The organism is Flavobacterium sp. 21.1 (assembly GCF_057801535.1).
Genome location: NZ_JBYNXA010000004.1, coordinates 486,043 through 510,215, shown reverse-complemented (window position 1 = coordinate 510,215; position 24,173 = coordinate 486,043). Strand labels below are relative to the sequence as shown.

Annotated in this window: 26 protein-coding genes; 7 read left to right on the top strand and 19 right to left on the bottom strand. The window is 37.9% G+C overall.

Annotated elements, in window-relative coordinates; translation table 11 throughout:
• Positions 1-25: 25 nt before the first annotated feature.
• Positions 26-1,087, top strand: a complete 1,062-nt coding sequence (locus tag AC3E9U_RS11715; RefSeq protein WP_488747088.1) for a glycosyltransferase family 9 protein — start codon at positions 26-28, stop codon at positions 1,085-1,087.
• A gap of 78 nt (positions 1,088-1,165) precedes the next feature.
• Here the strand turns inward: AC3E9U_RS11715 and AC3E9U_RS11710 are convergent, their stop codons facing one another.
• Positions 1,166-1,984: a glycosyltransferase family 2 protein gene (locus AC3E9U_RS11710; protein WP_488747087.1), complete on the bottom strand. Its 819-nt coding sequence runs from the start codon at positions 1,982-1,984 to the stop codon at positions 1,166-1,168.
• Positions 1,985-2,037: 53 nt separating this feature from the next.
• Between AC3E9U_RS11710 and AC3E9U_RS11705 the strand changes: the two genes are divergently transcribed.
• Positions 2,038-2,775 carry a glycosyltransferase family 2 protein gene (locus AC3E9U_RS11705; protein ID WP_488747086.1) on the top strand — a complete coding sequence of 246 codons (738 nt, stop codon included), beginning with the start codon at positions 2,038-2,040 and terminating at the stop codon, positions 2,773-2,775.
• On the opposite strand, the gene AC3E9U_RS11700 is transcribed toward AC3E9U_RS11705, so the two are convergent.
• Positions 2,767-3,477, bottom strand: a complete 711-nt coding sequence (locus tag AC3E9U_RS11700; RefSeq protein WP_488747085.1) for a polysaccharide deacetylase family protein — start codon at positions 3,475-3,477, stop codon at positions 2,767-2,769. The two genes, AC3E9U_RS11705 and AC3E9U_RS11700, sit on opposite strands and share 9 nt — an antisense overlap.
• Before the next feature lie 80 nt (positions 3,478-3,557).
• Between AC3E9U_RS11700 and AC3E9U_RS11695 the strand changes: the two genes are divergently transcribed.
• On the top strand, positions 3,558-4,310 hold the full coding sequence (locus AC3E9U_RS11695) for a glycosyltransferase family 2 protein (RefSeq protein WP_488747084.1): 753 nt from the start codon (positions 3,558-3,560) through the stop codon (positions 4,308-4,310).
• 1 nt (position 4,311) lies between these two features.
• On the opposite strand, the gene AC3E9U_RS11690 is transcribed toward AC3E9U_RS11695, so the two are convergent.
• The 7 genes from AC3E9U_RS11690 to AC3E9U_RS11660 all read right to left on the bottom strand — a co-directional run bounded on the left by AC3E9U_RS11690 (position 4,312) and on the right by AC3E9U_RS11660 (position 10,956).
• Positions 4,312-5,106: a glycosyltransferase family 2 protein gene (locus tag AC3E9U_RS11690; RefSeq protein ID WP_488747083.1), complete on the bottom strand. Its 795-nt coding sequence runs from the start codon at positions 5,104-5,106 to the stop codon at positions 4,312-4,314.
• 2 nt (positions 5,107-5,108) lie between these two features.
• Positions 5,109-6,008, bottom strand: a complete 900-nt coding sequence (locus AC3E9U_RS11685) for a hypothetical protein (RefSeq protein ID WP_488747082.1) — start codon at positions 6,006-6,008, stop codon at positions 5,109-5,111.
• Positions 6,005-6,823 (bottom strand): glycosyltransferase family 2 protein, encoded by an 819-nt coding sequence (locus AC3E9U_RS11680; RefSeq protein WP_488747081.1) that lies wholly within the window; start codon positions 6,821-6,823, stop codon positions 6,005-6,007. The genes AC3E9U_RS11685 and AC3E9U_RS11680 overlap by 4 nt, the downstream gene beginning before the upstream one ends.
• Entirely contained in the window at positions 6,824-7,747 is a 924-nt protein-coding gene (locus AC3E9U_RS11675; protein WP_488747080.1) for a GDP-L-fucose synthase family protein, read from the bottom strand.
• Positions 7,747-8,838 (bottom strand): GDP-mannose 4,6-dehydratase, encoded by a 1,092-nt coding sequence (gmd, locus tag AC3E9U_RS11670; RefSeq protein WP_488747079.1) that lies wholly within the window; start codon positions 8,836-8,838, stop codon positions 7,747-7,749. The genes AC3E9U_RS11675 and gmd overlap by 1 nt, the downstream gene beginning before the upstream one ends.
• A 70-nt stretch (positions 8,839-8,908) precedes the next feature.
• Positions 8,909-10,045: a glycosyltransferase family 4 protein gene (locus tag AC3E9U_RS11665; protein ID WP_488747078.1), complete on the bottom strand. Its 1,137-nt coding sequence runs from the start codon at positions 10,043-10,045 to the stop codon at positions 8,909-8,911.
• A 5-nt stretch (positions 10,046-10,050) separates the two neighbouring features.
• Positions 10,051-10,956: an FkbM family methyltransferase gene (locus tag AC3E9U_RS11660; RefSeq protein ID WP_488747077.1), complete on the bottom strand. Its 906-nt coding sequence runs from the start codon at positions 10,954-10,956 to the stop codon at positions 10,051-10,053.
• Positions 10,957-11,122: 166 nt separating this feature from the next.
• On the opposite strand from AC3E9U_RS11660, the gene AC3E9U_RS11655 reads away from it, so the two are divergent.
• Positions 11,123-11,689, top strand: coding sequence for an L-threonylcarbamoyladenylate synthase (locus AC3E9U_RS11655; RefSeq protein ID WP_488747076.1), 567 nt, complete (start codon positions 11,123-11,125; stop codon positions 11,687-11,689).
• A gap of 48 nt (positions 11,690-11,737) precedes the next feature.
• Here the strand turns inward: AC3E9U_RS11655 and AC3E9U_RS11650 are convergent, their stop codons facing one another.
• On the bottom strand, positions 11,738-12,880 hold the full coding sequence (locus AC3E9U_RS11650; RefSeq protein WP_488747075.1) for a glycosyltransferase: 1,143 nt from the start codon (positions 12,878-12,880) through the stop codon (positions 11,738-11,740).
• Positions 12,881-13,183: 303 nt separating this feature from the next.
• Between AC3E9U_RS11650 and AC3E9U_RS11645 the strand changes: the two genes are divergently transcribed.
• The 3 genes from AC3E9U_RS11645 to AC3E9U_RS11635 are packed head-to-tail and all read left to right on the top strand — an operon-like array spanning position 13,184 to position 16,070.
• A complete protein-coding gene (locus tag AC3E9U_RS11645) occupies positions 13,184-14,605 on the top strand; it encodes a CCA tRNA nucleotidyltransferase (RefSeq protein ID WP_488747074.1) in 1,422 nt (473 codons plus the stop codon).
• A 41-nt stretch (positions 14,606-14,646) separates the two neighbouring features.
• Positions 14,647-15,006: a four helix bundle protein gene (locus AC3E9U_RS11640; RefSeq protein WP_488747073.1), complete on the top strand. Its 360-nt coding sequence runs from the start codon at positions 14,647-14,649 to the stop codon at positions 15,004-15,006.
• Positions 15,007-15,047: 41 nt separating this feature from the next.
• Positions 15,048-16,070: a COX15/CtaA family protein gene (locus tag AC3E9U_RS11635; RefSeq protein ID WP_488747072.1), complete on the top strand. Its 1,023-nt coding sequence runs from the start codon at positions 15,048-15,050 to the stop codon at positions 16,068-16,070.
• Positions 16,071-16,139: 69 nt separating this feature from the next.
• Here the strand turns inward: AC3E9U_RS11635 and AC3E9U_RS11630 are convergent, their stop codons facing one another.
• From AC3E9U_RS11630 to AC3E9U_RS11590, 9 genes are all read right to left on the bottom strand, one after another.
• Positions 16,140-16,892, bottom strand: coding sequence for a LytR/AlgR family response regulator transcription factor (locus AC3E9U_RS11630; RefSeq protein ID WP_488747071.1), 753 nt, complete (start codon positions 16,890-16,892; stop codon positions 16,140-16,142).
• 61 nt (positions 16,893-16,953) lie between these two features.
• Positions 16,954-18,444, bottom strand: coding sequence for an ArnT family glycosyltransferase (locus AC3E9U_RS11625; RefSeq protein ID WP_488747070.1), 1,491 nt, complete (start codon positions 18,442-18,444; stop codon positions 16,954-16,956).
• A gap of 61 nt (positions 18,445-18,505) precedes the next feature.
• On the bottom strand, positions 18,506-18,829 hold the full coding sequence (locus AC3E9U_RS11620; protein ID WP_488747069.1) for a 2TM domain-containing protein: 324 nt from the start codon (positions 18,827-18,829) through the stop codon (positions 18,506-18,508).
• A complete protein-coding gene (locus tag AC3E9U_RS11615) occupies positions 18,816-19,142 on the bottom strand; it encodes a 2TM domain-containing protein (protein WP_488747068.1) in 327 nt (108 codons plus the stop codon). The genes AC3E9U_RS11620 and AC3E9U_RS11615 overlap by 14 nt, the downstream gene beginning before the upstream one ends.
• A gap of 2 nt (positions 19,143-19,144) precedes the next feature.
• On the bottom strand, positions 19,145-19,474 hold the full coding sequence (locus AC3E9U_RS11610) for a 2TM domain-containing protein (RefSeq protein WP_488747067.1): 330 nt from the start codon (positions 19,472-19,474) through the stop codon (positions 19,145-19,147).
• Between the two features lie 12 nt (positions 19,475-19,486).
• Positions 19,487-20,824 carry a histidine kinase gene (locus AC3E9U_RS11605; RefSeq protein WP_488747066.1) on the bottom strand — a complete coding sequence of 446 codons (1,338 nt, stop codon included), beginning with the start codon at positions 20,822-20,824 and terminating at the stop codon, positions 19,487-19,489.
• Positions 20,825-20,841: 17 nt separating this feature from the next.
• Positions 20,842-21,009 (bottom strand): hypothetical protein, encoded by a 168-nt coding sequence (locus AC3E9U_RS11600; RefSeq protein ID WP_488747065.1) that lies wholly within the window; start codon positions 21,007-21,009, stop codon positions 20,842-20,844.
• Positions 21,010-21,034: 25 nt separating this feature from the next.
• Complete coding sequence (locus AC3E9U_RS11595; protein ID WP_488747064.1) at positions 21,035-21,673, bottom strand: tetratricopeptide repeat protein; 639 nt, start codon at positions 21,671-21,673, stop codon at positions 21,035-21,037.
• Between the two features lie 242 nt (positions 21,674-21,915).
• Complete coding sequence (locus tag AC3E9U_RS11590) at positions 21,916-24,069, bottom strand: TonB-dependent receptor (RefSeq protein ID WP_488747063.1); 2,154 nt, start codon at positions 24,067-24,069, stop codon at positions 21,916-21,918.
• Between the last annotated feature and the right edge of the window lie 104 nt (positions 24,070-24,173).

The following is a 24,173-nucleotide window of genomic DNA, read 5'->3' as shown; positions in this document are numbered from 1 at the left end:
GTACTTTGCACCAAGAATTAGTTTTATGAAGAAAGTTTTAATCATACAAAACAAGCGAATTGGAGATGTTTTAATAAGTTCGGTGATTGCCAACAATTTCAAGGCGAAATATCCGGACAGCGAGGTTCATTTCATGGCCTATGATTTTACGCATGGCGTGATCCAGAACAATCCGAACATTGATAAAATCATTTCCATCAATGACAAAGAACTGAAAAAACTTCCGAATCTGTGGAAACTAATTCGTCAGATTCAAAAAGAAAAATACGATATCATCTTTGATCCGTATTCAAAAACACAAAGCCGCATCATCTGTAAATTTTCAGGAGCAAAACACACGATCGGACACAAAAGCCGCAAGAAATTCGGCAATTGGGGTTATTATACAAATCCGGTTGAAATCTCAAAAGAAAAAACAAAGATTTGCGGGAAGGCAATTGAGGACCGTATCCACTTGTTAAATCAGGCGGGTGATTTTGAACCTGTTGATTACGAACCGAAAATATTCTTGTCAGAAATCGAAAAACAAGAAGACTGGTTAGGAAAGTATTCTGCTAAAAAAGTAATTGTGCTGGGTGTTTTGGGAAGTACGCCTCAAAAATCCATGCCGTACGAATATGTAGCCGAAATGGTCGATTTCATTGCAGAAAAATATGATGTGAACATCCTTTTCAATTATGCGCCTCATCAAAAAGCCGAAGCCATGAAAATCTACGAAATGTGCAAAAATAAAGGCAATATCATTTTGGACATTTATGCCAAAACCATTCGTGATTTCATCAAATTAATGTCACAATGTTCGGCTTTGGTTTCCAATGAAGGCGGAACGGTTCATATTGCCAAAGCGTTGAACAAACCCACTTTTACGATTTTCTCGCCGTATGTAAACAAAGACCATTGGGCAAGTTTTGAAGATGGTAAATTCCATCATTCCGTGCATTTACTGGAAATGAAGCCGAATTTATTTGACAGCTTTACCTTTGAGGAACGCAAAAAAATCGAGAAAAACCCGGATGAACTTTACATACAATTGACGCCCGAGATGATCTTACCGGAATTAGACCGGTTCCTGAAAAATAATTTATAAGACTGAAATAAAAAAGCTCCAAACAGAATTTGGAGCTTTTATTTTTTAATCCGGCAACTGATCACTGATCATTGCCAACTATTTTTTAACGATACCGAAATCAGTCCATTTTTTCTTTTGTTCTTTGGTTTCTTTTCGGATGTTTCTGTTCTTATTGATGGATTCCGGGGTAGCATAACCTCTCGGGTGATCCAAATGCAGACAAACGGTACTGTAACGGATTTGTTTCGGCTTGATTCCGAAATTAACCAGACGCTCACCTAACTCCCTGTCCTGACCACCGTATTGCATACGCTCGTCAAAACCGTTAATGGCAAGAATATCTTCTTTCCAACCCGATGCGTTATGACCGTTCCAGCTCGGCGTAGTTGGCGTTAAAAGGTTCATAAACCAGCTTTTCATACCTACGGCGCTCACTTTATTGTTTTTAAAAGACGATTTCATTCCGTTATCCTTCAACCACGACAAGTCAAAACATTTGCCGGAATAGATATCTTCTTTGGTAATACTTCTGGATAAATCCATTGGTAATTTGTGGTATCCGCCGGAAAGAAAATAGCCTTCTTCCCTGAATTTAATATGCTGTTCGACAAAATCAGGTCGCGGAATGCAGTCTCCGTCAGACATCATGATGTAGTCTGTCGTGCAGGCCAGAATTGCCTTATTAAGGATTTGTGATTTCTGAAAACCGTTGTCTTCATGCCACACGTGGATAATCGGATAGAACACTTCCTTTTGCATCTCTTCGATCAAATCGAAGGTATCCTGACGTGAGCCATCATCGGCAATTACCATTTCGAAGTTACGATAGGTTTGCGTATTATAACCCCAAATCACTTTTTTAAGCCATTCAGGTGAATTGTAGGTACTAATTACAACTGAAATATTCTTTTGCATAATGCTGCAAAGGTAACCTAATTTTGTTAAATTTGTTTTCCCAATTAAAAATAATGAGTACGCTTTCGGTTATTATCCCCACCTATAATGAGATTGATTATATTGAAGATGCAGTGAAATCAGTAGATTTTGCGGATCAGGTCATTGTTATTGATTCGTTCAGTACGGATGGTACCAAAGAAAAGGCTTTAGCATTAGGCTGCAAAGTTCTGGAGCGAAAGTTTGATAATTTTTCCAACCAGAAAAATCATGCGATCGAGCATGCCACAGGAGATTGGGTACTTTTTATTGACGGAGACGAAAGGGTAACCCAAAAACTTAAATTCGAAATTCTTGAAACCATCACTTCAGGAAAACACAGCGGTTACAAGATCAATTTCCCGCATTTCTACATGAACCGCTTTTTATACCATAAAGTGGACCGTGTGGTGCGATTGGTAAAAAACAATAACATTAAGTTTACAGGTGATGTTCATGAAAAATTAAATGTCCCGGGCAGCGTTGGACAATTGAAAAACTTCATGATTCATTATACTTACAAAGGTTTGTTCCATCTTTTACAGAAAAAAGATTCCTATGCCTGGTTTCAGGCGAACACTTCTATTCAGAAAAAGAAAAAGGTGACTTATTTCCACTTGTTTTTCAAACCTTTATACCGTTTTTTCTCTTCTTATATTTTAAAAAGAGGATTTATGGACGGTGTTCCCGGTTTGGCTCTGGCGAGTGTGAATGCGTATGGCGTTTTTTCGCGTTATGCTAAAATGCTTCTGATCCAGAAAGGACTAAAATAATTTCAGTTTTCCGAAACGCAGTTTCAGTTTGAATTTAAGCAGACTGTCCTCTCCTTTTACATCAATACGCATAATTTCAAATGGATTTTTAAACGGAAATTTGTTGATCTTATTCCCTATTCGCAATCCCATTTTGATATCATTCTGCATCAGCGTTGTCTTGAATTTAGATTTTCCGGGCTCCTGTTTTGGAAAATTGCCGTACGGATAAGCAACGGCGCTGTATACTTTAAGATTATGCTGTGCTATATAGTTATAACATTTTTCAAAATCGGCATTGATTTCTGATTCTGAAAGACTGTCGTATTTTTTATGTGCAAAAGAATGCAAGCCCAATTCAATGATTCCCGGAAGGCTCCTCAATTGTTCCATATCCATGATTTTCTCACTTCCTACATTCCACTCATCGGTTTTTCCCACATAGGCAAAAGGAACAAAAAAAGTGGCTTTCAAATTGTATTTCTGCAAAAGCGGCACGGCATAAATCAATTGATTTTCCGTAACATCATCAAAAGTGATTACAATACTTTTCTTAGGTAATTGGCTTTTGGTTTCCAATTCGGACAAATGAAACGATGCATACTTATTCTCTGCCAAATAACGAAACTGCTTCTCTAATTTTTCAGCAGTAATGGTCAGCCCTTTACCCTTTTTTTCATTGTCGGAAACGTTGTGGTACATTAAAATCGGCAATCGTGTCATTTCGCTATTTTATATTAGTAAATAATTGTAAAATTATTACATTTGCGACTATATATACCAAAAATACACCCTTAAATAATTTGAAACCAAAAATAACGGCATTAGCAATTACTTTAAACGAAGAACAAAATGTAAAACAGTATGTTGAGAGTTTGTCTTTTGCTGATGAAATTATTTTTGTCGACTCCAACAGTACCGATAAAACGATTGAAATTGCTAAAAGTCTTGGTGTAACTGTTATTTTAAGGGATTTCGATAATTTTTCCAACCAACGCAATTTCGCCATAAGTCAGGCAAAAAATGACTGGATCGTATTCTTTGATCTGGATGAAATCGTTACCCCGAAATTAGAAGCCGAAATTATTTCCGCGGCAGAATCAGCCGAATATGTCGCGTATTATGCCAAACGAAATTTCCATTTTATGGGAAAACACATTAAGTATGGCGGATGGCAGTCTGATAAAGCAATTCGGGTTTTCAACAAAAAATTCTGCAAGTACAACGGAAATCTGGTTCACGAAACGGTTGCGGCCAACGGAAAGGTCGGACTTCTAAAAGAAAAGGTGAATCACTTTAGTTATAAAAGCTTAGACAACTATAACAACAAACTCAATCTGTACAGCAAACTACAGGCTGAAACGCTTTATCTGAAGAAGAAAAAACCCAATGCTTACCACTTTTTCATCCGACCGAAATATCGCTTTGTATGGCAGTATTTCTATCGCTTGGGAATTTTAGACGGTAAGGAAGGTTTCGTTTTAGCTTACGTACATGCCTTTTCGGTTTTCAAAAGGTATTTGCAGCTGTGGATGATGTACCGTAAACTGGAATAGTTTATTTCAGGTATTTATCTATTCCGTTATTTATCCAAACTATTTTATTGGCAATCGTCTGATTCTGCATTTCATCATTTTTTTCAAAATTGGCTCTTGAATTGATTTTATGATGAATATGGAAGACAATACCGGCGTAACGAAGACGCTTGGCTTTCACACCTTTATTGCCCATTCGGATGACCAAGTCGGAATCTTCCCTGCCCCAGCCTTCATAATCCTCATTATAACCGTTGATTTCAATAAAATCTCTTCTCCAGAAAGATACATTACATCCTCTGAATTTATCGGAATACGATTGATGCACCTTGTAAAAAGAAGCAAAAAAAGGTATGTGTAATGCTCTGGATTTATTTTTGATTTCCTTTGAAAAATAACCGAAGGAAACGATTTCTTTTTCCAAAACGTCGTTTACAGCGTCCGGAAGTATATTCACACGAGCACCATACAGATAAGCATCTTTAACCCTTGCGTTTATATGATCTTCCACAAATTTTTCGTGCATGATGCAGTCCCCATCTACCTGAATGATATAATCAACATCGGTTCCTGCCACGGCCTGATTTAAGATTCTCGATTTTCGGAAACCCAGATCTTCCTGCCAGAAATGTTTAATGGGTACCGGACATTTTCGCTGATAGCTCTCGATCAGTGCTTTTGTTTCTTCTTTTGAACCGTCATCCGCAATTAGGATCTCATCCGGCATGACCGATTGTGACACAGCACTCTTAAGTACAACATTTAGCGCTGCCGGCCAGTTGTAGGTTGAAATCAATAATGCGGTTTTTAGTTTCATTTTTATAATTCAAAATAAGATTCGAAAGAAGGTTTTTTCTTTTTAAACAAATGCTTGAACCATTGCCCGAAATTCCTAAAAAACAGTTTTGTTGGCGGAATCGTCAGCGTTTCATCCTTCTGAACTATTTTCTTGATCTCGGAAAGATCATTGGATGGAAAAAAACCAAGAGATGGCCAGGTATCGGCATCAAGATAGAAAACATCTTTGATATCCTGATAGTTTTGGGCATTAGCCATTTTCCACTTATCTAAAAACGTATCGTTTATTTCGTGCTTGTGCCCCCAATTTGCTAATTTCACCTTCAGATCCTCTTCGGTTCTGGCCAATCCTTCATGCAACACCAGTGAGTTAAAATACACAATACGCTGCTTTGTATTTTTTGCATATTTATAATTCGGATAATTGGTGGCCACTAAAAATTTAGACGGCTTGTCGATATACAAAATACCTTCAGGCAAATATTTATAGACATTAACATGGAAAGCCGCAAACTGAATCGGATTTTCAGCCGGATTCTTCAAATAGGAATCATAGTTTCTCAGGTTGTTGACAAAGGTTTTAAAATCAATAAAGATTTCATCGGAATCCACCTGAATCAGCCAGTTCCCTAAGCCCATTTTATTGCCAAGCATATGGCGCTCGCGGGTATCATTCTGGATAGCGTTTAGTTCCGCTATGTAAAAATTGTCGGCGTAAATTTCAATTTTCTTGTCAACGTCGAATGCTTTCAGCCAATCGAAAAATTCGTCCGGAATGGAGAATTTATTGCCCGACCAGGTTCTGTATTCCTTATCAACTGCCAAAAAAATCGTATCCGCTTCATTATAAACGGGAGGAATCGATTTTTTAAGCAATTCATAATCGTATGACAATAAAAAACCTACTTGTATCTTTTTCATTTTCTCATTTTTGGAATGAACAACAACAGCACACTTATCGTACTCTTTAAAATCTTCCAGGCAATCGGGTAATTCTTAATATGAAAAACCTGTTGTACCCTTTTGGAATTCAACTCCGCTACTTGTTTGTAATCCTCTGTAAACAAAGGGAAATATTGCTTCAGCGTGGCTTCTTTTTCCTTTGCAATTGTGCTTCTGCTTTTTTCGGAAGATGAAATTCCGGTAAAATCATATTCACTGATCACACAGTTTAAATATTTATACGGAACATTTTGTTTACAGATCGTGTAAATAAAGAAGTCCCAATCTGCGACAATCTTATAATCTTCTTTGTACAGAAAATGATCGAAAAACAGCTTCCTTCTTATAAAAGTAGACTGGTGGTTAAGCGAACTGGTATAAAAAAAGGAAAAGGACAATTGCTCCGGATACGTTTTTTTTCTTCCTGCATTGTCTTTAACCTTGAAATTATCACCATAATAAATATCGTACTCAGGTAATAACAATCCTTGTACGTTTTCAAGGACATTGGCATCATAAAACAAATCGCCGCCATTCATGAAGATGACAAATTCGCCTGTGGCTGCTTTAATCCCTTTGTTCATGGCACTGTAAACCCCTTTATCAGGTTCACTTATCCAATAGTCAATTTTATCGGAATAACTTTCGATGAGTTCCTTACTTCCATCTGTACTTCCTCCGTCAATAACAACAAATTCAAAATCCTGCCACGTTTGGGAAGTTACGCTTTTAAGTGTCTTCTCCAACCCGGTTTTATCGTTATAATTAACTGTTATTATTGATATTTTCGCCATTTAGCTTAAAAATTTTTCTTTGTAAACCGCCTGAATTCCTTCTTTTAATTCGATGGAATATTTCCAGCCTAAATCAGTCAGCTTACTTACATCCATTAATTTTCTAGGTGTACCATCGGGTTTCGAAGTATCAAAATTGATTTCCCCTTCAAAGCCTACAATATCTTTGACCAAAAAGGCCAGATCACGGATACTGATTTCTTTTCCGGAACCAATGTTTATGAATCCTTTTTCATTGAAATGAAGCATCGTATAGACACAGGCATCAGCCATATCCGTCGCATGAAGAAATTCCCTTAACGGAGCTCCTGTTCCCCATACGGTTACAGCAGTGTCACTGTTATGTTTTGCCTCGTGGAACTTTCGCAGTAAGGCTGGTAGTACGTGTGAATTATTTAAATCGTAATTATCATTTAAACCGTACAGGTTTGTAGGCATTACTGAAATAAAATTACATCCGTACTGATCACGGTAGGCATCGCACATTTTTATTCCTGAAATCTTAGCAATCGCGTAAGGTTCGTTGGTTTCTTCCAGCAAGCCCGTCAACAGATAATCTTCCTTTAGAGGCTGCGGAGCCAATTTAGGATAAATACAGGATGATCCTAAAAACATTAGTTTCTTAACGCCATTTTCAAAACTCTGATGAATCACATTGTTCTGAATCATCATATTTTCGTATATAAAATCGGCTCTGTAGGTGTTATTTGCCACAATTCCGCCTACTTTGGCAGCCGCCAGAAAAACATATTCCGGTTTTTCAGCTTCAAAAAAATCGGCAACCGCCTTTTGGTTGGTCAAATCAAGTTCCGAAGAAGTTCTTTTAATAATGTTGGTGTAACCTTTGCGCTCTAAATTTGCTACAATGGCACTTCCTACCATTCCGCGATGTCCGGCTACAAATATTTTAGAATATAACTCCATTATTTAGCGTATCCTTTTAAATGTCTTTCTTTCTTAAACAATTCAACATCCGCCGCCATCATTTCTTTAACAAGCATCGCTAAATCGTATTTTGGTTTCCAGCCTAATTTTGTTTTAGCCTTGGTATTATCACCAATCAGTAAATCCACCTCGGTTGGTCTGAAGTACGTAGGATCGATTTTCACAACGACCTGCCCAACAGTGAAACTGTAATCCGGATTTGATGTTGCAGTCACAATACCTACTTCCTCAACGCCTTCACCGGAGAAAGTTACTTCTACATCAACTTCTTTAAAAGCCATCTTAATAAAATCTCTTACCGTAGTGGTTACCCCTGTGGAAATAACAAAATCTTCCGGTTTTTCCTGCTGCAGGATCAACCACATTGCTTCCACATAATCTTTTGCATGTCCCCAGTCGCGTTGTGAGTCGATATTACCCATAAACAAGGTGTCCTGCATTCCCATTGCCATTTGAGCAACACCTCTTGTAATTTTGCGGGTTACAAAAGTTTCTCCGCGAAGTGGGCTTTCATGGTTGAACAGGATTCCGTTACAGGCGAACATATCATAAGCCTCACGGTAATTCACCGTAATCCAATAAGCATACATTTTTGCTACCGCATAAGGTGAACGCGGATAAAAAGGCGTCGTTTCTTTTTGAGGAACCTCCTGTACCAATCCATATAATTCGGAAGTAGAGGCCTGATAGATTTTGGTTTTTTTAGTTAACCCCAGCAATCTAACTGCTTCTAAAATTCGCAATGTCCCGATTCCGTCTGCATTGGCAGTATATTCAGGCGTATCAAAACTCACTTTTACGTGACTCATGGCACCCAAGTTATATATTTCATCCGGTTGTGTTTCCTGAATGATTCGGATCAGATTGGTTGAGTCACTTAAATCGCCGTAATGCAATCTGAAGTGTTGGTTTTCAATATGCGGATCTTCATAAATATGATCAATACGCTGGGTATTAAACAAAGAACTTCTTCTTTTAATACCATGAACCATGTATCCTTTTGACAGTAATAATTCAGCCAAATAGGCTCCGTCTTGTCCTGTTACTCCCGTTATTAATGCAGTTTTCATATTTTATTTATGAAGTAATTATTATTTATATATCTAATTTAAGGCTACCTGTCGGTCAAAAGCTGCAAAGTTACGATTTAGTTGACAGACCAACCGCTTCTGAGTAAACTTTTAAACATTGTTCCGCCGCAACATTCCAGCTGAATTCCCCGGATCGCTCCAATCCCTTCCGGCTGTATTCCGCTCTTACTTTTTCATCCGATAAAAGCATTTCAATTTTAGCTTTTAGATCGGCGGAATCATTTAATTCGAAGAATATTCCTGCGTCACCTGCCACCTCCGGGAAGGAGCTTGCGTTAGTCAACACAATCGGACATCCGCAAGTCATGGATTCCAAAACCGGAATTCCGAAACCTTCATATTCTGACGGAAACACAAAACATACTGCATTCTTGTAGTATAGTCCCAGTTCTTCTTCTTTAAAATTTTTCTGGATAACCTGTTTTTCCAATCCTGACTTTTCCAGGAATTTAATCTCTCTCTTGGAAAATTTTCCTCCGCCTGCAGCAACCACAAACAATTCTTTGTCATTTTCCATTAACGGTTTAACTGATTCGATAAAAAATTCAAAATTCTTATAGGAACCTCGGGCTCCCACAAAAAGAAGGTATTTTTTAGGAAGATCGACGGTAATCCCTTTATTTATTTCTATGGAACTTCCGTGAAAGATAACTTCAATTTTATTTTCATCAATATGCGGATAAATTTTTAGAATATCTTTTTTTGTATTGGATGATACGGCGATGACTTTAGTTGCTTTTTCCAACAGTCTTTTTTTATTTTCAACTGTGGTAGTATCATCAGGGAAATACTGGGGAAAAAGTTCATGGATCATATCATAAACCGTTAAAACGAAAGGCTTGTCTCCTATTAAATCCAAAAAGTCGGTGTCATAATAAGTAGGAATAAACAAATCGAATTCTGTTTCCTTAAGTGTTTTAAGTTTCGTTTTCGCATTAGCTTTTCTAATTTTGCTTCTGAGACTGATTCCCAATCCGGAAAGAAAATTTATAAAATCGGAATTCCTTACCTGCTTTGAAGAAATCAAAACACTATCCCTAAAATAAACATTGCTTGTAAACTTTAGAGGCACTATTATTTCTGCCTGTTTCGTTTGAGCCAGAATAGAGAAAATTTCCGTGTAATACCTTGAAATTCCACCAAATTTCTGCTGATTAAAAATCTGCGGATCTAAAACAATTTTCATCCTGATTATTTATTATATATTTTATCTAGTATTCTGTCTACATAAGCATGCTGCGGCGTTTTGTATGCCAAAACATCCAGGTAATACATTGTAGAGTGCAGATTATTGATTTGAGAACGTTTGATATATTGATTGATCTCAAAAATTTCTTCCACCGAAGAAGTCTTTTTTAGGAATGTCCCGAAATTATCAAACAAGCAGAAATCAGAATACCCAAGTTCTTGAATTTCCTTTAACGCAGTGGAATATCTATCGATGAGCTCGTTCCTTCCGTCCGGTTTTTTTTCGTTGTTATTCAAAAAAGTCTGCATTTCAAAGAAAATAAAATCCGGCAGGAAATCACTTTTTTTGGCATATTCCGAAAACGAATGTAAGATATCCCAATCAAAACCGTCGGTATCGATCTTCAAGATATCGAATTTTTCTTTCTTATCACCGGGAATCAAATCAATCAATTGCGAAAAAGAAACCGTATTGGTTTTGGCGTCAGCAGTTTCCGCTTTCTCGATTGATCCGGTTGAAAGACTATCACTTTTCTTTACAATAAAATTTCCGGATTCCGTGGTCACAAATCGGTTGACCCCCAGAAAGCGCTGTGATAGCGAATTTCGGTTGATATTAGAAATGCATGATTCAAAAAACTCGTCATCCGCTTCTACTCCAACTACAAATGCATTATCGTTTTGGGCAAAAATCGCAATGCTGGTATCTCCGATATTAGCTCCAATATCAATTATCAAACCATCAAACCCGGAGCAAAGCAAAGGCAGAAATCGGTCATAAAGCGGGAACTGCTCCTGATATTTATCCAGAACGTGATGTTTCCCTAACGAAAGTACATAGTCTCCAAAAAAATAATCCCTGCTATTTAGCTTATTCTGTTTTTTTGTAAAAATGTTTTTGAGTTTCATAACAACCTTTAACTATCTGATTTGCACATTATGACCTATAAAAAGAACTCTTTTTCATTAAAAAATAGAGTCAAAAACCCGGAAAGCAAATATAGAATATTTCTACTAATAGAATGACACACTACAATTGAAGTTGTCATATCTTTGTAACCCAAATAGTAATATCATGGACATTAATACTGAAGTTCACAACGCTTTCGAAGTCATTAAAAATGGCGGAATTATTCTTTACCCGACCGATACCGTTTGGGGCATTGGCTGCGACGCCACCAATCCTGAAGCTGTAAAAAAAATATACGCCCTTAAACAACGCGAAGAAAGCAAAAGTATGATCGTTTTGATGAACGGAGAACGAATGATGTACACTGTTTTTAAAGATATTCCCGAGGTAGCCTGGCAGATTTTGGATTTATCCGAAAAACCCACCACGCTGATTCTTGACAACCCGCGAAATGTAGCGCCAAATGTTATTGCGGAGGACAAAACATTGGGAGTTCGAATTGTAAAAGACCCTTTTTGTTTCAAACTGATGGAACGCATGAAAAAACCATTGGTTTCCACTTCGGCGAATATTTCGGGGCAGCCTACGCCAAAATCTTTTAAGGAAATAAGCCCGGAAATTTTAAACGGAGTCGATTATGTGGTTAATCTGAATCAGGATAAAATCTGTGACAAACCTTCTACTATCATTAAATTAACCAGTGACAGTCAGGTAAAAATCATCCGCAAATAAAATAGTTTCGGGATAAGAAGTAAATTTCTCGCTGCGTTGTTACAACGTTTAATTCATAAAGATCGAATCAAAAGTCTTGTACACGACATTTTTTTCGTAACTGTGCATAAAATAGTTTACCGCTTCTTCAGACATCTTGCCATAAAGGGAACTATCTGATAAAAGATTATGGATGTCTTTCGCAAATTCCGAAGGATTGTCCGTCGCTAAACATCCGTTATTGAATTTTGACGATAGACCGTCCAGTCCTCTTTCATTACAAACGATTGGAAGTCCGTACGACATGGCCTCAACAACTTTAATTTTAAGCCCTGTTCCCGAAAGCATGGGGCAAATCGCAATCTTTGATTTATTATAGTAGTCGGTCAAATCGGGAACATTTCCTAATTTGAAAACATTTTTCCTGTCTTCGATGTGTTCTCCTATTTTCCCAATTACGCAGATCTTAATTTCTTCTTTCAACAAAGGATGTACGTTCTCAAAAAACCACTTTGCCGACCTGATATTGTGGTTGTTATCGCTCGCAACATAAATAAGATCATATTCAGCATTATTTTTGGAAACCCTGCCATTAAAAGCTAGTGGATGAGGAGCCCAAACCACTTTTTTATTTAAAAACTGTGAGAATATGTATTTCTCATCCACCGAAATCGTCAAAATCTTATCGAACTTATTCAGCAATTCGAGTTCTTTTTCCAAAAAAACACCCGTTTTAAATACTTTTTCTTCTTTATACTGCGCGGTTATAAAATCATGCGTATCAATTATAAGTTCAGCTCCCTTCAGTAATTCTTTATTGTCGATCAGGTACGACCAGTACGCATAAGAAATGATGATTTTGTCATATTTATTCCTGGTTAAAATTTCCTGGAATCGGGAAACATTCACCAGTCTTCCTTTTCTGAAATACTTTCTTAAATAATTGATTTTATTGGGCAGCGAATACCCGAACAGGTACTTAATTTTATTCTTCTTTCTCGGAAGCGAATCTAAAACGTAGCCGTTTGCGATTAACCCTTCATCTTTAAGCGATTCTAAATCTTTTTCGCAAAACACATCGGTGCCTACACCCACAAAATCAACAGTGAAACCACGGTCTTTAAAATATTTAAGCAATTCTAAAGCCCTTACATTGTTTCCATGTTGTTTTAAAAGCAGGTTTTCCGGAAAAAAATAAAGTATATGACTCATTCTGGTTTTTCAATTAAAGTACAAAACTAAAATTAATTCCCTTCCATTTACAGAGAATGGAACTGTTTCTTTAATTTTTTTTTAACAATTGAAGGATTACCTACTTCCTGTCAAAAAATACAGAAAGTCACAGAATAAAAAACCTTTGAAATTTTCGTTATAGACGTTCAAAGTGGTAAATTTGCACCACGATAAAATTTGCGACAAACTTTAGACTCTCATCAAATTGAAAGCTGATAGTCAGATGGAGATTATTCGCAAATAAGTTTACGCCATTATCGTAAACTGTAAACCGTGACTCAAATGAATTATACCGAATCTTTACAGGATAAAATATTTAAAATCATTGCACAGGCTGCCAAGGAACTCAACGTGGAAAGCTACGTTATTGGCGGTTTTGTCCGTGATCTGATTTTAAAACGCGACCATAAAAAAGACATTGATATTGTTGCCGTGGGCAGTGGTATCGAATTGGCTTTAAAAGTATCCGAACTTATTCCGAACAAACCGAAAGTCCAGGTTTTCAAAAACTACGGAACCGCGATGTTACGGTATCACGACATGGACATCGAATTTGTCGGAGCAAGAAAAGAAAGCTACAATCACGACAGTCGCAATCCGATTGTGGAAAACGGTACTTTGGAAGACGACCAAAACCGACGCGATTTTACCATTAACGCTTTAGCACTTTCCTTAAATGAAGTCAATTTCGGGGATTTAGTGGACCCTTTTGGCGGGTTGGAGGATATGGAAAACAAAACCATCAAAACGCCTTTAAATCCGGATATCACGTACTCTGACGACCCATTGCGAATGATGCGTGCGATTCGTTTTGCTTCTCAACTGAATTTTGAGATCGAAACCGAATCTTTGGAAGCCATTTCAAGAAACAAAGACCGTATCAACATCATTTCCGGTGAGCGTGTTGTAGACGAACTGAATAAGATCCTGATGTCGGACAAGCCATCGGTTGGATTTTTATTGCTTTACAAAACCGGTTTGCTGGATATAATCCTTCCGGAACTGACTGCTCTGAACCAGGTAGAAGAAATAGAAGGACATACACATAAAAACAATTTCTATCACACGTTGGAAGTGGTGGATAATATCTGCCCGAATACTGATGATGTTTGGTTACGCTGGTCGGCATTATTGCATGATATTGGAAAAGCTCCAACGAAACGTTACAACAAAAAACAGGGTTGGACCTTCCACGGTCATGAGTTTTTAGGCGGAAAAATGGCCAAGAAAATTTTCACACGCCTGCATATGCCGCTGAACCAAAAACTGAAATTCGTACAAAAAATGGTGACGATGAGCTCCCGTCCTATTGTATTGGCTGAGGATATCGTTACGGATTCTGCTGTTCGCCGTTTGGTTTTTGATGCCGGAGAAGATGTGGAAAATTTAATGACTTTATGTGAGGCCGACATCACGACAAAAAATCCTAAGAAATTTCAGAAATACCATAATAATTTCAAAATAGTACGTGAGAAAATCATTGAAGTGGAAGAACGCGACCGTGTAAGAGTGTTTCAACCGCCTATTTCCGGGGAAGAAATCATGGAGCTTTTCGACTTAAAACCGTCTAGAGAAATTGGTGTTCTGAAGGAAGCCGTAAAAGAAGCTATTCTGGAAGGAGAAATCCCGAACGAATATCAGGCTGCTTATGATTTCGTGTTAAATAAGGCCGAAAAAATGGGGTTGAAAAAAGTAAGAAAGTAATAGAGTTACAAAGTTGCTGAGTTAAAAGTTTAAAAAAGTAAATGAAAACATTCAGAGATTTATTGATTTGGCAAAAGGCAATGACCTTAGTAACTCAAACCTATACTGTCACGTCAAATTTCCCAAAAGAAGAACAATTTGGCTTAACTTCCCAAATCAGAAGATGCTCCATATCGATTCCAAGTAATGTTGCAGAAGGATTTGGAAGAGGGACCAATAAGGATTATTATCGATTTTTAACCATATCAATCGGTTCATTATTTGAATTTCAAACTCAAATTGAAATTGCTTACAATTTAAAATACATTTCAGAAATAGAATTTAATACAATATTCGAAAACAGTCGAGAATTAGAAAGAATGCTAAGTTCATTAATGAACAAGGTAAAAGAAACGTTATAACTCAGCAACTTTGAAACTTTGAGACTTTGAAACTATAAAAAATGAAAAAAGAAGACAAATCCATAATCATCTGGCTGTTATCCGGTTGTGCTTTATTATTCTTAATGGTAATGGTGGGAGGCATCACCCGATTGACCAACTCCGGTTTATCCATGACCGACTGGCATTTACTAACCGACACCTTTCCTCCGCTGACAGAAGAAAAATGGCAACATGCCTTTGACGAATACAAAAAATTCCCGGAATACCAGAAAATCAACATTCATAATGATTTTGATTTAAGTGATTACAAATTCATTTATTTCTGGGAGTGGTTCCACCGTTTCATCGGCCGTATCATCGGGATAGTTTTCATAATTCCTTTTGTTTACTTCTTAATCAAAAAGCGCTTGTCTAAAGAAACCATTAAAAAATGCGTGGTTCTTTTGGGAATGGGTGCATTTCAGGGATTTTTGGGCTGGTTCATGGTGAAAAGCGGATTAATAGACAACCCGGATGTAAGCCATTTCCGTTTGTCGCTGCACTTAACATTTGCTTTCATAACTTTCGCTTATACACTTTGGGTGGCTTTGGATTTGATTTATCCGAATAAAACAGAAGTAAAAAAACAATTGCGAACGATCGCTCGAGCAGCATTGGTATTCTTAATTATCCAGATTATCTACGGCGGATTTGTAGCTGGACTGAATGCCGGATTAGTGCACAATCACTGGCCTTTGATGAGTGACGGGCAGTTTTTCCATGAAAGCATTGTATTGGAAAAAGATTCATGGATGCAACGTCTGACAGAAGGAAAAAGCGGAGTACAATTTGTTCACCGAACTATGGCTTATGTTGTAGTTGGATTGATTTTGTTTCTGTATTTCACCAGTAAAAAATACATATTGAACATTCAGCAGAAAAAAGGCGTAACCACTTTGGTTGTTATAGTGTTCGTGCAGTTTTTATTGGGTGTTTTCACATTATTATTTCATGTACCGCTTTGGTTGGGATTGGCACACCAGTTAGTGGCTTTTGTACTGCTTTCGACGATGGTCTATACATTACACAGGTTCAGTAAGTAACACTATTTACTGAACACTGTTTATTATACAGCACACACTGCATACTGAACACTAATCATTGTTCTTATCTTATCCTATCCATTCTTTAAAATCGTTCACGCGTTCGCGCGCCACGATAACCTCATCTTCATTGTAAGTCGGTAAGATAACTTTCAGGCGGGAATTACTATGCAGTTGGATTTCCTTAATCGCTTTCATCGTAACAATGAATTTTCTGCTGACACGGTAAAACTCTTTTGGATCCAATTCGGATTCCAATTGTTCCAATGTTCCATCTAACAGATAATCACGATTGTCCAGCGTGTGCAGATAAGTACCTTTGTTTTCGCTGTAAAAACATTCTACCTCTTCAATATTTATTAGTTTCAGTTGCTGACCTATTTTAACCGTAAAGCGCTTTTTATAGCTTTTATCGACCGGATTCACCAACATCTTTTTGATCATTTCAAAATCCAACGACAGGTTTTGCGGTTGGTTTCGGGCTTTGAATTTGTTTACCGCCACTTCCAGATCGTCTTCGTCAATCGGTTTTAAAAGATAATCGATGCTGTTCAGTTTGAAAGCACGTAATGCATATTCATCATACGCCGTGGTGAAAATCACAGCGCTTTTTATATCGATGTTTTCAAAAATCTCAAATGACAAACCATCGGACAACTGAATGTCCAAAAAGATCAGATCAGGATGCGGATTGCTTTGGAACCAGTTCAATGCTTCTTCCACAGAATGCAGCATAGTAGTTACCGGCAATCCTAATTTTTCCACTTTGCGCTGCAACAAACGCGCAGCCGGTTTTTCGTCTTCGATGATGATGATATTCATTTTTTTCTAGGTGCTAAGGCTCTTAGATTCTAAGGCACTAAGTTCTGAGACTTTATGTTTTTTACTCAAAAATATATTTTTCCAAATCCGGCCACAACTTATGCAAATTGACCTTCGGCTTTCGGCAAATATAAACCGGTATGCCATTTTCTTCGTCGATTGCGTATTTATGTGTCACTTTTTTAACCAGATTGTGTTCTTCAAAAAGCTTAGAAATAATTTCTTCTTCGTTTCCGATACTTATGAATACTTCTCCTTCCGTTTTGCCCGGTCCCCAGGTCCAGAAACTTCCGTGAGCACAAACAGGATCTGGCAATTGGTATTTCTTGCCTAATATTTTTATCGCTCCTGCTTCACCGTAATTTTCTGCCAGCAGAACACATTTTTGTTTTTCCTGTTCCGGTAAAGCTTCATAGAGACTGTCCACGAGTTTCACCTGCTCTTCCCATCCGAACATATCAGCATAATCATTGGTAAGGATAATCCGTCCGTCTTTCTCGGGTTGTAATTTGGCATACTTCACATATTTTTCTACTGATAAAACCGGTGTAGCCATCGGAACAAAATAAACGACAGGCACTATCAAAACTGCCACAACTGCATAGTTCCAATACGGTTTTCGCTGCAGCATTTTTTCAATTTTGACCGAACCCAAAGCAAACATCACCGGATAAGCGGCGAAGAAATAATACCCTTTGGACTGTAAAAGCCACATGGTAAAGAAAATTACCAAAAAGGCAATGGCCAGGCTTTTGTATTTTTTCAGTTCCTGATCCAAAAAGGCGGCTGTCAATCCAATCAATGTCACCACTAGAGTAAAGGGCAATTTCAACTGTTCCAAAGCAAAATCATACGGGCCAATTTCATCCAGCTGACTTTCCTTCAATTGCTCCAAATGGGCGAATAAAGGAAAATGATTTGTGTACTGCCAGAAAATATTCGGCAAAACGATCAGCAGTGCCAAAATCCCTGAAACATAAAGCCATTTGTTCTTGTAGACGGCTCCTTTTTCAAAAAACAGTAAACCTACTACAATTCCCAATCCCCAAACAGCAAAGGTATACTTGTTCATCAAACCAATTCCGGCAGTAATCCCAAGATAAATTAGGTACTTATTGTTTTTAGAATTGAGATAACGAACCAGATAGTAAAATCCCAGCGTCCAGAAAAGCTGATCGAAAGCAACCGGCTGAAAAAGAGTATGGTTTCTGAAATAAGGCAGAAAAGCCAAAACCGAAACACCAGCCAATAAAACCGCATTTTTCTTTCCTCCTAATTCTTTAGCAATAAGACAAGACAACACTAAAATAGCCACACCTGCCAGAGTTGCAAACAAACGAACGCCCGGTAAGGAATATCCAAACAGGAAATGAGCAAACTTCCCGACCACCGCAATAAAAGGCGGAAATTCCATATATCCCCAGGCCAAATGCTCACTAACGGACAAATGCAATAATTCATCCCGGTGGAATCCGTAATTGGAATTCGCAACAAGATGAATTATTAATTTAACAAGGGATAATAAAAGGATTATCGAAAGGTATTTTTTCATTTTTATGGCTGATGATTTTTTCGGACTCAAAGCTAAGACTTTACCTTTATTTAAAGTAAAACTATTCCCACTTTTCGTGTTCCTGCTTATCCTTTTCCATGAACTCTTTTATCTTTCGTTCTTCCCATTCCTTTCCGAAAATAAGATGATGACCGAAAACGCTCACGCCGTGGGCCAACAATCCGATTCCCCAGAAGAAAGCCGTGAAAAAGTTCTCGAACTTAAAATAACTTTCGCCCGGTTCAAGATTGCTGATGTTCAAAAAAACAATTATGGTATTGACCAAAACATAAGCCAACAGATGCGAATAAAAGCCTTTCAGCCGTTTTACCCTCTTTTGTGCATCTTCATAACGTTCCTCAAAGTTATTATTATTGTTTTCCATGACCCTGATTTTTTAAATCATTTTTCTGACGTTCTTCCTCCTCCATGAATTCCCTGATTTTGCGCTCTTCCCAATCCTTTCCGAAAAAAGGCGTAACGTTAAAAACGCGGAAACCATGGAACATTACCCCAATTCCCCAGCCTAACATCGGCCAGAAAAACCATAAATCGTCCGGTGAAGTTAAAAGGTTAATTACCAGGAAAAAGATGTTAACCCCAACGTAAGCCGCTAAATGCCCATAAAAACCTTTGATTTCCTCAACCCGCTTTCTGGCTCTTTCCAGTTGTTCTCTTTCGTTATACTTTGTTTCCATGATTACTTCCATTTTTGATTTTGTGACTCCGATTGCATGAACTTATCCATTTGTTTGTTTTCCCATTCTTTTCCTAAGATCACTTCCCTTACCAGCAATTTGATCCCCTTAACACATACGAAGAAAAACCAGATTGCCATAAAAAACCAATTGATATGCTGTAGTGGTAAAAATTTAAAATCAATATTACAATACCGTTTCAGAATGAAAATCGTAAATACGATACCAAAAACGAAAAGATGAATGAAAAAGCTTTTTATTTTCCGAACCCGCTTTTTTGCGATGGCTTCCAATTCCGCATGAAAATCGTTTGTATGTCTAAATCTTCGCATGATCTCTGATGATTATCTCCAGTTTTGTTTGTCTTTGTGTTTGCTAAGAATTTCTTTTATTTTTCGTTCTTCCCATCGGGAACCGTATCCGAAAACGCCGAATCCGTGCATTAAAAGGCCAATTCCCCAACCTATCATCGGAAACCAAAACCATTGGAATTTCGATGAAAAAGTAAGATTGATGATAATCAAAACCGGAATCACCACGCAATACGAGATCAGACTTCCGTAAAAACCTCTGATGGCTTCCACGCGTTTTTTGGCTCTGTAATAAGATGAATCGTCTTCGGATGTATATGCTGTTGTCATAATCCCTATTTGTTTGGTTAATAACGGTAAGGCTACAGAGAACTCTTTTTCGGTTTGCTGAATGCTCACTTTTCGCTCAGTAAGAATCGCATAGCGGCTAATGATATTCTGCAATCCCACTCCTTGCCTGTCTTTTAATACTTCTTTTTTCTGCAGATCGTTCTGAACGACCAGACAGTTGTCTTTTTCAAAAATCCGTATGTGTAACGGTCGCTGTTCGCTGACTACATTATGTTTTATACTATTTTCCAATAATAATTGTAACGACAACGGCACCACTTTAGCTTCCGGATTGTTTACTTTTTCCGGCAGTTCGTAAAATATACTATTCTCGAAACGCATTTTCAGTAGATTCATGTAGGTCTTTGCAAATGCTAATTCTTCTTCCACACTTACCAGTTCTTTATCACGCTGTTCCAGCACGTAGCGGTAAATTTTTGAAAGAGAAGAAGTGAATTTCTGGGCACTCTCCGGATTCTCTTCAATCAAAGAACTCAATACATTCAGACTGTTGAAAAGAAAATGCGGATCAAGCTGGTTTTTTAAACTCTCAAATTTCGCCGAAGCCGTTCCTGCAATGATCTTCTGTTCTTTAACCCTGTTTTCCTGATAGGATCGGTAGAAGTAAATCGCGTGGATAATCAGACTGATGATAATTGTCAGAACGATCGGCATTACATAATCGGCTGCAGTTTCTTCCGCTAAAAAATCAGACAATGTATTTCCGTCGATTATCACTATTTCAATTAAATGAAGAAGAAATAAAGTGAATATCGTAATGATCAAAGAACTTATGAATCCAATTACAATCCGTCTAACTGAAAAACGATTTTTACTGAATAAGTTATCCAACAAAATAAACAGCACCATATTGACCATATACAAACTCACCGAGTACAGGAGCGTGAACTGGAAGCGCATTAGCAGCTGATGATTCCATTGTACACTTTCTTCTGTGATCCAACCCACAAAAAGGAGCACGAAAAAAATAATGATTCCTAATGCTATGGATCGAAGAAAATGGCTGAGATACTTATTCATTGTAAACTGTAATAGGATTAGATTTTAGCTTTGGCAATGGCAGAGGCAATAAAACCAACTCCCATTCCAACCAAAGTTCCGACAGCCACTTTACCTAAGTACATTCCGATTCCTATTCCGACGAACATACAACCAATGAAAATTGTTCCGGCTATCTTATTTTTATTCTGATTTTGCGTTTCCATTTTACTTTCTTTAGATGAATTATGATTACTTACCGCAGTTTGCTAAAACTTCTTTCGCGCGGTCTAATCCCCAGCTTGGGTGAAATTGCGTCTCCGGTTGGAATTTAGCAAAAAGTCCGATCGAGCGTTCTACCTCAGCACACATAGGTTTTGTATCCTTACCCCAATATTTTGCGCCGCCGATTTCAAATTCTGCTTTGGAAAACACTACTCTTGGATTGTCTGGTGCCAAAGCTTGTGCTTTATAGTACTGCTCCATTGCTTTACTTGAATATTTCATTCCGTTAGCCATCGGATCCTGAACAATCCATGCGGTATAAATCAAGGCCTGGACCACCATCAGTTCCGGATTATTAGGGCTCACAGTTGTCGCATCATCCAAAGCCACCTGTGCTTTGTCCAGCAATGCCGGTGCTTTCGACTTGTCCTGTAATTTAAAAACCTCAACGGTATTAATAAAAGCTACATAATAGTTTGGCAACCAGTTCGTTTTTTCCACTGATGCGATTCGTTCTAAGATAGCAACCGCTTCCGTTGATTTACCTTCTTTCCATAGTCCCATTGCTTTTCCCATTCCCGTTTCGTAAGGCGAACTCGTTTTTGCTGATTGTGCAAATGCCAGACTACTGATAAATAATACTAATGATGTGATAATCCTGATCATAATGTTTTGTTTTTTTAAGTTGAATAATAATTACTTTTTGATTGATTGATTAAAACTTCTTTTGATTTTATACTCCAAAAGTATTTTAGATTTTACTCCTTTAAAATTTATACTTACCGAACTGTCGAAATTGGAGGATGAACTGTTTTTTTGAAAGGTTCTAAGCAGCTAAAAGCTTCCTTCTCCCTTCTCCCTTTTCTCTTGCTTCTTGCTTCTTGTTTCTATCCTCTATCCTCTCCTCGCTACAAATTATCCAACTGGTTCTTACTCTTGTCCTTGCTGATGGTCCAGAAGAACCCGATAAAAAAGAATCGGTCGGCTGGCTGCGTAATTGCCTGACGTTGGTAAATACCGTCACTGCCCGGCGAAAGCGCATAGTCATATCCAAAAATATTATCCCTTCCCAACACATTGGATACGGAAAAATACAAAATTTTCTGAGGCGAAAGCAAATAAGCCCAGCTCATACTCAGACTATTATAATCTTTTGCCTTTCCGTTCATGAATGCCGATTCATTCGGATTATCATAAGGACGGCCGGTCGCGAAACTGTTGGTGACACTCAGCTGCGACTTCCAGTCTTCGATCCAATACTTTGTCACAACGGAAAACGTGTGCGCGGCTACAAAACTTGGCGTTACCTTGCTTTCATAATTTCTGTAATCACGTTCGCTGTCGATATACGAATATGAAATCCAATAATCGAGGTTTCGAACTGATTTACTATCTCTGAAAAACACGTCCAGCCCTTTCGCATACCCGTAACCGTTGTTGCTGTAATTGCTGTTGAACAGCGGGGTGTAAGTGTCGTATTTCACCAGATCGGAATAGTCTTTATAGAAAATTTCAGTTCTGAGCGTTCTCTTATTTACGGAATACATATAATTCAGAATATAGTGTGATGTCTTTTCGTAATTGAAATCCGAGTGGAATTTCAGGTACCCCTGAATAGGATTCTGGTGAAAATCGCCGTAAGCCAAAGAAACCTGTCCATTTTTACTGGTTTTATAGGCCAATGAGATTCTCGGCTCTATACTGCTTTTGTCAATGTAGCTGCTGTTTAAGGCACGCAGACCTACTTTCGCGGCCAGTTTTTTCGAAAAGAAAATATCGGTTTCGGCATAAATGGCTCCGGTATTATTACGATAACCGTAGTCAAATGCGCCTAAGGTTACATCCGTGTAATTTTCGTTAAAATCAGTGATAAAGTAATCACCTCCGAAAGACAAATGAACCCAGTCTGAGAATTTTTTGATAAGCTTCAATTTCATATGGGTCGCATTTTCCCTGTTTTTCAGATCGCTTCGGTCTACTTCATTTTTATTCTGATTGTAACCGAAACTGATTCCGGTCTGAATCCCCCATCCTGAACCGAAATTTCCTTTATAAGAAGAATTCAGATAAAAATTGTTGTTTTGGGTGTCAACGGCGATCGGCTCGGAAAAATTCACATTCTTTTGGTTCAGTTTGAAGGTCGTATAGTCGAATGCTGCATATAATTTGAACAATCCGTTATTGAAATTTTTTCGAAAAACTGTTTCGCCTGAAGCTGACTGATAGGGCTTGATCCAATCCACATTCTGTTTCACGACTTTCTGATAAGGTTCTAAGTTGATGTAACTCAAATTAAAAGTCAAAGCACTTTTCTTCCATTTTTGGGTGTTGCTTGCTCCTAAACCTACCGTCATAAATGAAAAATTCGATTCTTCATTATCAACCTCATTGATGGTATTCAACAAAAGGACACTTGATAAAGCATCGCCAAATTCTGCGGAATACCCTCCGGTTGAAAAAGTCATCCCACTGAATAAAAAGGGAGAAAAACGACCCCGGGTCGGAATATTGTTTGCGGAGGCATTATAGGGTTGTGCCACGCGAATTCCGTCAACATAGGTTTGTGTTTCATCGGCTTCTCCACCACGTACGAACAAACGGCCGCTCTCACCTACGATCTGCGCTCCCGGCAAGGTTTGTAAAGCGCCGATGATATCGCCTGCAGCTCCGGCCGTGGTAACAATGTCCAATGGCTTCAAAGCAGAGGCTTTCGAATTGTCTCCTGCTTTAAAAGCACCTGCCGAAATCACTACGGTGTCAAGCGTATTTAAACTTTCTTTGAGTTTAATGGTCTGTGGAATATAATTTTCAATTACAATCGGAACTCTCTGTGTTTCAAAACTCAAAAAAGTAATTACCAAAGTCTGATTGCCTTTCTCCGATGTCTCAAAAGAAAAATCACCGTTTGAATCTGTTGTCGCTCCGTCATAGGCACCTTCAATAAAAACATTCGCTCCTATACAAGGTTTTCCCTTATTATCCAAGACTTTACCGGATATAACAGTTTGTGAAAACAGGTTCATACTGCATAAAATAACTAAAAAGGTAAAAAAGGTTTTCATCTGCTTAATTTTAACGGAACAAATTTGCGTCAGAAAAAACGGAAATACCAAAAAAGAATTCCGAAATGTTGATTTTTCAGGATGAATTGTTTTCATCCGACTTC

What these genes read in the sequence shown, in the direction of transcription:
- AC3E9U_RS11655 (WP_488747076.1), top strand. Translation starts at nt 11,123, where the DNA reads ATGGACATTAATACTGAAGTTCACAACGCTTTCGAAGTCATTAAAAAT.
- AC3E9U_RS11615 (WP_488747068.1), bottom strand. Translation starts at nt 19,142, where the DNA reads ATGGAAACAAAGTATAACGAAAGAGAACAACTGGAAAGAGCCAGAAAG.
- AC3E9U_RS11650 (WP_488747075.1), bottom strand. Translation starts at nt 12,880, where the DNA reads ATGAGTCATATACTTTATTTTTTTCCGGAAAACCTGCTTTTAAAACAA.
- AC3E9U_RS11680 (WP_488747081.1), bottom strand. Translation starts at nt 6,823, where the DNA reads ATGGCGAAAATATCAATAATAACAGTTAATTATAACGATAAAACCGGG.
- AC3E9U_RS11705 (WP_488747086.1), top strand. Translation starts at nt 2,038, where the DNA reads ATGAGTACGCTTTCGGTTATTATCCCCACCTATAATGAGATTGATTAT.
- AC3E9U_RS11715 (WP_488747088.1), top strand. Translation starts at nt 26, where the DNA reads ATGAAGAAAGTTTTAATCATACAAAACAAGCGAATTGGAGATGTTTTA.
- AC3E9U_RS11635 (WP_488747072.1), top strand. Translation starts at nt 15,048, where the DNA reads ATGAAAAAAGAAGACAAATCCATAATCATCTGGCTGTTATCCGGTTGT.
- AC3E9U_RS11710 (WP_488747087.1), bottom strand. Translation starts at nt 1,984, where the DNA reads ATGCAAAAGAATATTTCAGTTGTAATTAGTACCTACAATTCACCTGAA.
- AC3E9U_RS11675 (WP_488747080.1), bottom strand. Translation starts at nt 7,747, where the DNA reads ATGGAGTTATATTCTAAAATATTTGTAGCCGGACATCGCGGAATGGTA.
- AC3E9U_RS11660 (WP_488747077.1), bottom strand. Translation starts at nt 10,956, where the DNA reads ATGAAACTCAAAAACATTTTTACAAAAAAACAGAATAAGCTAAATAGC.
- gmd (WP_488747079.1), bottom strand. Translation starts at nt 8,838, where the DNA reads ATGAAAACTGCATTAATAACGGGAGTAACAGGACAAGACGGAGCCTAT.
- AC3E9U_RS11600 (WP_488747065.1), bottom strand. Translation starts at nt 21,009, where the DNA reads ATGGAAACGCAAAATCAGAATAAAAATAAGATAGCCGGAACAATTTTC.
- AC3E9U_RS11690 (WP_488747083.1), bottom strand. Translation starts at nt 5,106, where the DNA reads ATGAAACTAAAAACCGCATTATTGATTTCAACCTACAACTGGCCGGCA.
- AC3E9U_RS11665 (WP_488747078.1), bottom strand. Translation starts at nt 10,045, where the DNA reads ATGAAAATTGTTTTAGATCCGCAGATTTTTAATCAGCAGAAATTTGGT.
- AC3E9U_RS11610 (WP_488747067.1), bottom strand. Translation starts at nt 19,474, where the DNA reads ATGCGAAGATTTAGACATACAAACGATTTTCATGCGGAATTGGAAGCC.
- AC3E9U_RS11605 (WP_488747066.1), bottom strand. Translation starts at nt 20,824, where the DNA reads ATGAATAAGTATCTCAGCCATTTTCTTCGATCCATAGCATTAGGAATC.
- AC3E9U_RS11620 (WP_488747069.1), bottom strand. Translation starts at nt 18,829, where the DNA reads ATGGAAAACAATAATAATAACTTTGAGGAACGTTATGAAGATGCACAA.
- AC3E9U_RS11685 (WP_488747082.1), bottom strand. Translation starts at nt 6,008, where the DNA reads ATGAAAAAGATACAAGTAGGTTTTTTATTGTCATACGATTATGAATTG.
- AC3E9U_RS11645 (WP_488747074.1), top strand. Translation starts at nt 13,184, where the DNA reads ATGAATTATACCGAATCTTTACAGGATAAAATATTTAAAATCATTGCA.
- AC3E9U_RS11625 (WP_488747070.1), bottom strand. Translation starts at nt 18,444, where the DNA reads ATGAAAAAATACCTTTCGATAATCCTTTTATTATCCCTTGTTAAATTA.
- AC3E9U_RS11590 (WP_488747063.1), bottom strand. Translation starts at nt 24,069, where the DNA reads ATGAAAACCTTTTTTACCTTTTTAGTTATTTTATGCAGTATGAACCTG.
- AC3E9U_RS11595 (WP_488747064.1), bottom strand. Translation starts at nt 21,673, where the DNA reads ATGATCAGGATTATCACATCATTAGTATTATTTATCAGTAGTCTGGCA.
- AC3E9U_RS11700 (WP_488747085.1), bottom strand. Translation starts at nt 3,477, where the DNA reads ATGACACGATTGCCGATTTTAATGTACCACAACGTTTCCGACAATGAA.
- AC3E9U_RS11640 (WP_488747073.1), top strand. Translation starts at nt 14,647, where the DNA reads ATGAAAACATTCAGAGATTTATTGATTTGGCAAAAGGCAATGACCTTA.
- AC3E9U_RS11630 (WP_488747071.1), bottom strand. Translation starts at nt 16,892, where the DNA reads ATGAATATCATCATCATCGAAGACGAAAAACCGGCTGCGCGTTTGTTG.